Source organism: Streptomyces sp. ICN903 (assembly GCF_022015835.1).
GTDB lineage: Bacteria > Actinomycetota > Actinomycetes > Streptomycetales > Streptomycetaceae > Streptomyces > Streptomyces fenghuangensis.
Window position 1 is genome coordinate 1 of the sequence record NZ_JAKMAY010000212.1, and the last position, 10,117, is coordinate 10,117.

At 72.2% G+C, this 10,117-nt stretch carries 8 protein-coding genes; 6 read left to right on the forward strand and 2 right to left on the reverse strand.

The genetic code is table 11. From position 1 onward, the window contains the following. Positions 1 to 207: 207 nt before the first annotated feature. The 6 genes from L7D48_RS20120 (at position 208) to heR (ending at position 6,451) form a co-directional block, all read left to right on the forward strand. Positions 208 to 786: a carbonic anhydrase gene (locus tag L7D48_RS20120; protein ID WP_237881023.1), complete on the forward strand. Its 579-nt coding sequence runs from the start codon at positions 208 to 210 to the stop codon at positions 784 to 786. Continuing rightward, positions 783 to 2,276 carry a SulP family inorganic anion transporter gene (locus L7D48_RS20125; RefSeq protein ID WP_237881025.1) on the forward strand — a complete coding sequence of 498 codons (1,494 nt, stop codon included), beginning with the start codon at positions 783 to 785 and terminating at the stop codon, positions 2,274 to 2,276. The genes L7D48_RS20120 and L7D48_RS20125 overlap by 4 nt, the downstream gene beginning before the upstream one ends. Before the next feature lie 428 nt (positions 2,277 to 2,704). Further along, the gene (locus tag L7D48_RS20130) at positions 2,705 to 3,322 is read left to right on the forward strand and encodes a dirigent protein (RefSeq protein WP_237881027.1); all 618 of its coding nucleotides are present in this window, start codon (positions 2,705 to 2,707) and stop codon (positions 3,320 to 3,322) included. Positions 3,323 to 3,574: 252 nt separating this feature from the next. Further along, positions 3,575 to 4,084: a hypothetical protein gene (locus L7D48_RS20135; RefSeq protein ID WP_237881029.1), complete on the forward strand. Its 510-nt coding sequence runs from the start codon at positions 3,575 to 3,577 to the stop codon at positions 4,082 to 4,084. 236 nt (positions 4,085 to 4,320) lie between these two features. After that, a complete protein-coding gene (locus L7D48_RS20140) occupies positions 4,321 to 5,361 on the forward strand; it encodes a VWA domain-containing protein (RefSeq protein WP_237881031.1) in 1,041 nt (346 codons plus the stop codon). Positions 5,362 to 5,677: 316 nt separating this feature from the next. Continuing rightward, the gene (gene heR / locus L7D48_RS20145; RefSeq protein WP_237881033.1) at positions 5,678 to 6,451 is read left to right on the forward strand and encodes a heliorhodopsin HeR; all 774 of its coding nucleotides are present in this window, start codon (positions 5,678 to 5,680) and stop codon (positions 6,449 to 6,451) included. 34 nt (positions 6,452 to 6,485) lie between these two features. On the opposite strand, the gene L7D48_RS20150 is transcribed toward heR, so the two are convergent. After that, the gene (locus L7D48_RS20150) at positions 6,486 to 9,215 is read right to left on the reverse strand and encodes a cation-translocating P-type ATPase (protein WP_237881035.1); all 2,730 of its coding nucleotides are present in this window, start codon (positions 9,213 to 9,215) and stop codon (positions 6,486 to 6,488) included. A gap of 407 nt (positions 9,216 to 9,622) precedes the next feature. Further along, positions 9,623 to 10,117: histone-like nucleoid-structuring protein Lsr2 (locus L7D48_RS20155; protein WP_237881038.1), on the reverse strand; the 495-nt coding region annotated here is incomplete at its 5' end.

The window sequence follows — 10,117 nt, forward strand, 5'->3', positions numbered from 1 at the left end:
GCCCCGGTGCCCCCGGCACTCGGACACACACCCCGCCCGGAGCCCGGTGGCCGGCCACGAGCCGGCCGTCCCTGACGCCTCGCGCTCCCGCCTCTCCACACCGCCGACGGTTCTTCAGGCCCTCCGCCTCCGCCACAGGCAGAAAACACCCCGCCCCTACCGTGCGTGCCCGACGCGCCCCCACGACGCGCCAGGAGGATCCACCACATGCAACCCTTCATCGACCACGCCCGCACGTTCGGGCAGCGTCCGAAGGAATTCGCCGCACACGCCGAAGGCCAGACCCCGCAGGTACTCTTCATCACCTGCGCCGACTCCCGGGTCGTACCGGCCCTGATCACGGGCGCCCACCCCGGCGAGCTCTTCGAGCTGCGCACCGCGGGCAACATCGTGCCGCCTCACGCGTTCGAGCGTCCCACCAGCGAGGCGGCGACCATCGAGTACGCCGTCGAAGTGCTCGGCGTGAAGGACGTCGTCGTCTACGGTCACTCGCACTGCGGCGCGGTGGGCGCTCTGGTCCGCGGCGACGACCTGGACACCGTGTCGGCCGTGCGCGACTGGCTCCACCACGCCACTCCCCGTCCCAAGGGGGACCCTGAGGACCCGGCCGTCTCCGAAGGGGTGCAGAACCACGTCCTGACCCAGGTACTGCGCCTGCGGTCCTATCCGTGCGTGGCCTCGAGGCTCGGCAGCGGCGAGCTGAGCCTGCACGCCTGGTACTACGAGGTGCACACCGGCACGGTCCTGGCGCACCGCCCTCAGACCGACACCTTCGAGGCGCTGTGAGGACGGGCACGGGCGCGGCGGACGGAACGCGCGCCACAACCCGGTTCCCCCACCTGAAGCAGGACTTCGCCGCCTCGCTGGTGGTCTTCCTCGTGGCGCTCCCGCTGTGCGTCGGCGTGGCGGTCGCATCGGGCGTCCCGGCCGAACTCGGCCTGGTGACCGGGATCGTCGGCGGCATCGTCACCGGCGTCATGCCGGGCAGCAGCCTTCAGGTGTCCGGCCCCGCCGCGGGCCTGACCGTGCTGGTCCTCGGAGCCGTCGGCCAGTTCGGGCTGCCCGCGCTCGGCGTGATCGTGCTGGCGACCGGGCTGTTCCAACTGGGTATGGGCGCACTCAACCTCGGCCGCTGGTTCCGGGCGATCTCCTTGTCCGTGGTCGAGGGCATGCTCGCTGGCATCGGCCTGGTCATCATCGCCGGCCAGTTGTACGCGGCCGCGGGCACCACCGCCCCGGAGAGCGGCATCGGCAAGATCCTGGGCATGCCCAGGGCTGCGGTGGATGCCCTCGGCGCCCCCGCGACACTCACCTCACTCGCGGTGGGCGCGGGCACCGTAGCCGTCGTCGTGCTGTGGCAGCGGATGCCCGGGAAGGTGCGGGCCGTGCCCGGCGCGCTCGCGGCGGTACTGCTGGCCACCGCCGCGTCGGCGGTCTTCTCCCTGCCGGTCGCCACGGTGGAGGTCCAGGGCCTGCTCGGCGTGATCCAGCCGCCCGGGGCGGACGCCTTCGCCGAGCTGGCCGACCCGGCGTTCATCGGCACCGTCCTCGCCTTCGTCCTGATCGCCTCGGCGGAGAGCCTGTTCAGCGCGGCGGCCGTGGACCGGCTGCACGACGGCCCGCGGACCCGGTACGACAAGGAACTGATCGCCCAGGGTGCGGGCAACACCGTGTGCGGTGTGCTCGGCGCGCTGCCGATGACCGCGGTGATCGTACGCAGCTCGGCCAACGTCCGGGCAGGCGCGAGGACCAAGGCGTCACGAGTGCTGCACGGCGTATGGCTGCTGGTGTTCGCGGCGCTGCTGCCCTCGACCCTGTCGCTGATCCCGATCCCCGCCCTCGCCGGCATCCTGGTGCACGCGGGCTGGAAGCTGATCCCGTTCCGCGGGGTCGCCGCCCTGTGGCGGGGGAACCGGGGCGAGGCTCTGATCCTCATGGTCACGGCCGTCTCGATCGTCACCGTGAACATGTTCGAGGGCGTGCTGATCGGTCTGGTGCTGTCGATCGTCAAGACCGCCTGGGACGCTTCGCACGTCAGGCTGGAGGTCGTCGACAAGGGCGCCGGTCCCATCCAGGCGCACCTGTCGGGCAACGCGACCTTCCTGCGGCTGCCGAAGATCCTCGACACTCTGGAGGCCCTTCCCCAGGACCGTCCGATCGAGCTGGACCTGTCCGGACTGCACCATCTGGACCATGCCTGCCGCTCGGCACTGGAGAACTGGGCCGAGCGGCACACCACAGCCGGTGTCGATCCGGTGCGCCTCCTGACGGCCTGACCACCGGAGCCGGGTGAAAGGGGCTCGCTCCTCCCGCAGGGGCGGGCCCACCCGGGAGGGAGACGGAGCTCCACAAGACGCGGGGCACGGGCCACTCCGTCCGGACCGCCCTCGAAACCACCGTCGGCATCACCGCCCAGCTCGCAACGCCGACGCTACGAGCGGTGGAGTCTCGCTCATCACGGACCCGCCGCGAGACCGGTGGTGCCCGGGCACTTCGGCAGCGCAGCGGCAGCCGGCGCCGGGAATCCCGGGCAGGCCGGAGACGGAAGCGCCCGGCCACCGCCCGGCCCCGCTCCGTCGGCCTGCCGTCCTCCGCCCTCGGCAGATGCACCCCAACGGCTCCATGCTCGGCCCTCTGCTGAGCGAGTCACGGCCACCGCCGCTAGCGTTGCCGCTGAACAGGCGTCCCCCGAACGGAGGCGATCATGGAATTCAGTGGCAGGCCCTTCGTACTCCTCGCCGCTGCGGTTCTCGGCGGCTCTGCCGGGCTCGCTCTCGTCGGACCCGCACCGGCCGGCGCGGACCCGCGGAAGACGACGGCGACCGCTGCGCCCCGCCCTGCCGACGCCTCCCCCGCCAAGAGCCGCACCATCCGCGTGGAGGCCCGGCTGCGGGTCGGCGAGGAGCTGGACCTGGGCACGCCGGGCCGCGGTGTCGGCGACCAGTTCGTCTTCAGCGGGAGTCTGGTGCCGGCCGAGGGACCGGAGGAACGCCCCGTCGGGCGCTTCGGCGGGTTCTGCGTCATCACCGACCTCGAACGCAACGCGGGACAGTGCTCGTCGACCGCGGTACTGCCGGAAGGACAGATCACCGTTCAGGGCGAGCAGGCCGGAATTCCGGCACCGGGCCCGGTCACCAACGCGATCACCGGAGGCACCGGGGAGTTCCGCAGGGCGCGCGGCCAGGTGACACAGCGGGTGCTGACTCCGGCGACCTGGCGACTGACGTTCGAAGTCCTTGACGTGCGGCCTCATCGGGCCGAGGACGGCCGGGGGCTGCCCGAGGTGCCGGCGTCCACGCCTCCGCCCTCCGCCGGCAAGTAGCCGAGCCCGGCGGTACCGACGGCGTCCGGAGCGCAGGGACGGGACAGCGGCCCCCGCACGCACCGTGCCTGACAGCCCCTGCCGCGGGTTTGTCCCGTTCATCGGCCCGGGGCCTTCTCGGCACCGTGCCGGGCTGAGGCCCGTCGTTCCGGGCGGATCCCGGCGCAGCCCCCGACCGGCCGTGGGATCCCGGGGCCGGGGGCAGCGCGAAGCGCATCCGTGCCCTGGGCAATCAGCACACAGGGAGACATCGTGACCAGGAACTTCCGCGCACGCATGAGTTGGGGCGTCGTCCTGGCGACCGCCACGGCCGCCGCCGTCACGATCGGCGCGACCACTGGTGGCCCGCCGAACCCGCTGCCGGCCGGCCCGCAGGACCGTCCGGCGGCCGGCCGGGGCGAGGAACCGCAGACCGGAGCCCGGACGGTGGAACAACGGCAGATCGCCTCATCGGTCCTGGGCAGGGACTTGAAGTTCACACTCACCGCTGTGAGGTCGCAGGCCGATCCCCTCGCGGCGTCCGTGCGCCTGCGGGTCTTCACCTTCGAGGGCGGCGCGTGGAGGGAGTCGGACCGTGCTCCGGTCGGCGAGGCGGACGGCTGGTTCTGGTTCCCCCTGACCGGCCGCCACGCGGTGTGCGAGTTCTCCACCGCCGGCACGGATCCCGCACCGGTTGCCGTCAGCCTGCTGGTCACGCCGTCGGTCGGATGCTCACCGGCCGAGGAGTTCCGGGTCGAGAACGGGAGGATCACCTCCGTCTGACAGCACGGCGGTGGACGCCGTCCCCGGCAGGGCCCGGAACGCCCGGGCGGCAACGGCTCGGCCGGGCGGCGGCCGGTTGCCGCCCGGCCCCCGCCACGCGGACGTTCCGCCGGACCGGTGACCACGGTTTCGTGCACGCCCCGGCCGGGCTCTCCGCCCGCCCGGGGAGCCATGATCGACTGTCAGTGGCGGGTGAGACGGTGAGGGCATCCAGTCGGCCGGAAGAGGGGGCTGCCATGTCCGGAAGCCAGAACTACATCAACCACGTCGCTCTCGTGCTGGACGCCAGTTCGTCCATGTCGCACCTGAGCAGCAAGGTCGTCGAAGTCGCCGACCAGCAGATCGCGTATCTCGCCCGCCGGTCGCGGGAACTGGACCAGGAGACCCGCGTCACGGTGTACGTCTTCGCGGACAAGGTGGAGTGCGTCATCTACGACAAGGACGTGCTGCGGATGCCCTCGCTGAAGCAGCTGTACCGGGTGGGGGGAATGACGGCCCTGCTGGCGGCCGCGCTGAAGTCGCAGCGGGAGCTGGCGCAGACGGCCCAACTGTACGGAGACCACAGCTTCCTGACGTTCGTGCTCACCGACGGGCAGGAGAACGCGAGCCACCGCTGCCCGGACGCCCCGGACAGGAATCCGCGCGAGCTGGTCCGGGCCGTGGCCGAGATGATCAGGACGCAGGAGGACAACTGGACACTGGCCGTCCTCGTACCGGACCAGATGGGCAGGCGCGAGGCCATGCAGTGCGGTTTCCCCAAGGACAACATCGCCATCTGGGACGCCACGAGTACACAGGGCCTGGAGGAGGCCGGGCAGGTCATCCGGCAGGCCACCGAGAACTTCATGGTGGGCCGCGCCCAGGGTATCCGGGGGTCGCGGGCGGTGTTCTCCACGGGCGCGGAGGCGGTCAACAAGGACACCATCGAGGCGGCCGGCCTCACTCCGGTGGACGCGTCGAAGTACCAGCTGATACCGGTGGCCCGTGAGGCGGCGATCCGGGACTGGGTCGTCGAGTGCGGGCACACCTACCGCACCGGTGGCGCGTTCTACCAGCTGAGCAAGTCGGAGAAGATCCAGGCGCGGAAGCGGATCGCGGTGCTGGAGAAGAAGACGGACCGGGTTTACACCGGGCCCGAGGCCCGGGCCCTGCTCGGCCTGCCGGACGTGGAAGTGCGCGTCAAGCCGGACCACAACGACGACTTCACGATCTTCGTGCAGAGCACCAGTGTGAACCGGAAACTCATACCGAACACGCGGCTGCTGCTCATGCTCTGACGCTTCGGAAACCCCGTCGCGCCCTGGACACCGGTCCGTCCCGACGCACCCCCTCGGCAACGGAGCCGGCGGTCGCGGGCGTGGCGCGGGAGCACACGGTGCTCGGACCGGCGCCGCCTCCGCGCCGGCCCGAGCACCGCCACGGAAGTGACGGTATCGGCCGGAACGTGGACCGTACCGGGGCGGAAGCCTGGCCGTGGCGGCCACCTGAGCCACTCCGGTGACTTCCGGCGGGGCGGTGCCGTGACTGCCGTGGCTCCCGAGCGAGCCGGTACGACCATGCAGAGGTGCGGCGTCGTCGGCCCCGGGAGGCACCATGAGGAGACAGAACGGCACAACGCCGGCCACCGGCGTCACCGCCGAACGCCTGGCCGGACTCCGCGCATGGAATCTGGGGCTCACGCTGCTGCACCTGGCCCAGGCCGCGGCAGTCGTGCTCCTGGCAGGGAGCTTCTCGATCACCGTCACCTCCTCCGTCCCCGAGGGACCGCCGGGGGCGGCCGCGCCCGCTCCCCAAGCGGTGTTCGATGTGCCGATCGGCTGGGCCGTCGCTCTCTTCCTCGCCCTGGCGGCGCTGGACCATCTGCTGACGGCGACGGTGTTCCGCGGCGTCTACGAACGCGACCTCAGCCGCGGCATCAACCGGTTCCGGTGGCTGGAGTACGCGCTGAGCGCGACCTTGATGGTGCTCCTCATCGGCTTCTACTCGGGCATCACCAACGTCAACGCCGTCATCGGGGCCAATATCGGGATGATCCTGTTCGGCTGGGTCGAGGAGATGATGAACCCGCCGGGCCGGGCTGCGACCACGATGCTTCCCTTCTGGTTCGGGACGCTGGTGGGCGTGACGCCGTGGATCTCCATCGCGTACAACATCGTCGCGGCCGAGACCGTCCCCGGTTTCGTATACGGGATCGTCCTCGTCCAGGCCGCCCTGTTCTTCAGCTTCGGTCTCAACCAGTGGCTCCAGTACCGCGGAATCGGCCGGTGGTCCGACTACGCATACGGCGAGAAGGCCTATCTGGTCCTCAGTCTTGTGGCGAAGTCCCTCCTGGCCTGGCAGATCTTCGCCGGCTCGCTGGCCGGCTGAGTCCGGATCGTCCCGGAGGCCGGGCACATGGGTCTCACGCGCCGCGCCGTGCCGTGTGCCCTCGGTCCGCGTGGCCCCGTCCCGCCCGCAGGACGCGCCAGAGGTGCTCCGCCAGCAGCACGGTGGAGGCGGTGGCCAGGCACACGCCCCACTGCACGGGCGTGAGGGAGACGGTGTCGAAGACACCGTGCGCGAAGGGGACCTGCACGGCGACGACCTGCAGCACGAGGACGGCCGCCAGGCTGGCCCACAGGACGCGGTTGCGCAGCTGGTGGCGGCCGAGGACGGGGCCGTCCTCACTGCGTGCGTTCAGCGCGTTGAACAACTGGAAGAGCACGAACGTGGTGAAGGCCATGGTCGCGGCGGTCGCGGGGTCGGTGAGGTCCCGGCCCACCGCGAAGACTGCCAGTGTGCCGGCGGCCATGATCGCGCCGGCGCGGGCGATGGCACCCAGTCGGCGGGTGCCCAGGATGCGCTCGCCGGGCGACCGGGGCGGGCGGTGCATGATGCCGTCCCGCGGTGGGTCGATGCCCAGGGCCATGGCCGGCGGCCCGTCCATGATGATGTTGACCCACAACAGCTGGATCGCGGTCATGGGGGCGGGCAGTCCGGCCAGCACGGTGGCGAGCAGGGTGAGGATGGCGCCGACGTTGGTGGACAGCTGGAAGCGGACGAAGGTGGTGATGTTGTCGTAGATGGAACGGCCCTCGCGCACCGCCCGGACGATGGTGGAGAAGTCGTCGTCGGTCAGCACCATGTCGGCGGCTTCCTTGGCGACATCGGTGCCGGTGACGCCCATGGCGACACCGATGTGCGCGGCGCGCAAGGCGGCGGCGTCGTTGACCCCGTCACCGGTCATGGCCACGATGTGGCCGCGCTGGGCGAGGGCACGGACGATGGTGACCTTGTGCTCGGGGGCGACACGGGCGAAGATCCCGATCCCGTCGATGCGCGAGGCGACTTCCTCGCCGCTCATCCGGGTCAGTTCGGCGCCGGTGACGACATCGCCGGTGATACCGAGTTCGCGGGCGATGGCGGCGGCGGTGTCGGCATGGTCCCCCGTGATCATTTTGACGGTGACACCGGCGTCCTGGGCCAGGGCGACGGCGTCGCGCGCCTGGGCGCGGGGCGGGTCGGCGATCCCGGCGACCGCCGTCAGGGTCAGCCCCGCCACGTGTTGCCGCTGTGGCCGGCCGGTGGTGGCGGTGGCCGCGCCCAGGACGCGCAGGCCCTGACCGCCCAGCCGGGTGGCGGCGGCCATGACCTCCCGGCGCCGCTCGTCGTCCATGGGGACAGGACCCTGTTCGGTCAGGAGGTGGGTGCAGCGGTCCAGCAGTACGTCGACGGCGCCCTTGGCGTGAATGCGGGTGGACCCGTCGGCCTCGGCGTGGAAGGTGGCCATGTACTTGGCGGCCGGGTCGAAGGGCACCTCGCCGGTGCGCGGTGTGCGGGTGCGCAGCGTCTCGGGGTCGAGGCCGGTCTTGGCGGCGAGCACGAGCACGGCGGCTTCGGTGGGATCCCCGATGATGCCGTCGCCGGTGAGGCGGGCGTCGTTGCACAGCGCGAACGGCAAGGCCGCGTCCCGCGGGTCCGCGGCCGCCGGCCCGGTGCCGGCCGGGCGCACGCTGCCGGCGGTGCCGTAGCCGTCGCCTGTCACCTCGTAGAAGCGTCCGGCCGACCACAGGGACCGGGCGGTCATCTCGTTCAGAGTCAGGGTGCCGGTCTTGTCACTGCACACCACGGTCGCGGAGCCGAGGGCCTCCACGGAGGCCAGGCGCTTGACGATGGCGCCCCGGCGGGCCATCCGGTGCACGCCCAGGGCCAGGGTGAGCGCGAGGACGGCCGGCAGGCCTTCGGGGATCGCGGCGACCGCCAGTGCCACGGCACGCAGAGCGAGATCGGCCAGGTCCTCTCCGCGTACCAGGGACGCGATCGCGTAGGCGGCCACCGCGATGCCGCTGATCAGGGCCAGGCGCCGGCCCAGGCTGTCCATCTGCACCTGCAGCGGGCTGGGCGGTTCGGTGCCGGTTCGCAGGGCCGCGGCGATCCGGCCGACCTCGGTGCGCATGCCGGTGGCGGTCACGATCATCTCGGCGCGTCCGCGGGTCACGGCGGTGTTCATGAACAGCATGCCGGTGCGCTCGGCGACGGGCACCGGGTCCTCGCCGCCGGCGGGGACGGGGGCGGTCGACTTGGCGACGGGGTGGGACTCACCGGTCAGTGTGGCCTCGGCGGCCTCGACGGACTCCGCGACCACCAGGCGGCCGTCGGCCGGGACGCGGTCGCCGGCTTCGAGCAGGACCACGTCGCCGGGCACCAGGGTGCGGGCCTGGACCGTCTGCACCCGTCCGTCACGGCGCACCCGGGCGGTGGGCACCAGCATCTGCCGCAACGCCTCCAGGCTGCGCTCGGCACGGCGTTCCTGCAGGTAGCCGATGACGGCGTTGATGACGAGGACGGCGGTGATGACGACGGCGTCCTTGATGTCGCCGATGACGCCGGCGACGACCGCGGCGGCGAGCAGGATGCCGATCAGCCAACTGCGGAACTGGTCCAGCAGGCGCAGCAACTGCGACCGGCGAGCGGGTTCGGCCAGCGAGTTGGCGCCCCAGTCGGTGGCCCGCCGCTGTGCCTCCCGCGCGGACAGACCCGCGGACGGGTCCACACCGAGGATCCCGCCCACCTGCGCCGCGTCGCGCAGATGGGCGTCGGCCACCGGTTCAAGGGCGTGCGGCGGTGCCGCGCCGGGCGGCTGCTGGGCCATGGACGGTTACTCCTTTACGCGCGGGGCGGCCGACGGGGCGGGGACGTGGCACGGCAGAACCCGGCCGACCGGGTGGCGGCGCCGCGCCAGGTGGCGGACGTTCCGGGGGCGGGCAGCGAGGCCTTCCCCTTCGGCGACCATCGGGGCACTCCTTTCACTCCCTCACTCCACTGTCCCCAAAGGCCGCCGGCAAGCGGCCTTCCGTCTTCCAGCCTCGGCGACACCGCTCGCTTCGGCCAGGGCCGGAAGGCTCCCCGGGGGGCCGGTCGGCCCTGTCGGGTCCGGGATCCTGGGCACCGACCGGCACCGGCGCGCACGGACCGGGAGAGCGACGGCGCCGGTGCTCGGCTACCCGCCGGCTCCTGCCGGATACCCGGGCGCGGCCGGCGGCCGGATCGCGCCGTGGTTCACCCGGGGTGGGCTTCTTCCCACGTCTGGAGAATGGTGGCGGGGATGCGTCCGCGCTCGGGGATGTCGTAGCCGTTGGCGCGGGCCCATGCGCGTACGGCCTGGGAGTCGATGCGCCGCCCGCGGCCGGGCCACGGCGCCGGTGCGGAGGCGGTGCGGGCGGGTGACGGAGTGAAGGAGGCTCCCCCATCGAGGAGGTCTCGGGGAAAGACGGGGACCTGGGCCTGTCCGCCGAGGACGGCTGTGAGGAAGCCGGTGAGAGTGCCGTCGAAGGTGTGCCAGGTGCGGCCGCGGGCCTCGTTGACGGTGATGCGCCAGGCATCGGGGGCGGTGCGTGGTGTGGCGACCCAGAACAGGTGGTTGCCGTTGTCGGTCACCCCTATGGCGAACAGCGCCTGAGGGTCATGGGGGACGGGGAACCTGTCCTGGTCGCGGTCCCGGGTGAGCTGGTCGCGCAGGGCGGCGGGCACGGGGCCGGTGAGGTTGGCCCATGG

What these genes read in the sequence shown, in the direction of transcription:
- L7D48_RS20140 (WP_237881031.1), top strand. Translation starts at nt 4,321, where the DNA reads ATGTCCGGAAGCCAGAACTACATCAACCACGTCGCTCTCGTGCTGGAC.
- L7D48_RS20150 (WP_237881035.1), bottom strand. Translation starts at nt 9,215, where the DNA reads ATGGCCCAGCAGCCGCCCGGCGCGGCACCGCCGCACGCCCTTGAACCG.
- L7D48_RS20120 (WP_237881023.1), top strand. Translation starts at nt 208, where the DNA reads ATGCAACCCTTCATCGACCACGCCCGCACGTTCGGGCAGCGTCCGAAG.
- heR (WP_237881033.1), top strand. Translation starts at nt 5,678, where the DNA reads ATGAGGAGACAGAACGGCACAACGCCGGCCACCGGCGTCACCGCCGAA.
- L7D48_RS20130 (WP_237881027.1), top strand. Translation starts at nt 2,705, where the DNA reads ATGGAATTCAGTGGCAGGCCCTTCGTACTCCTCGCCGCTGCGGTTCTC.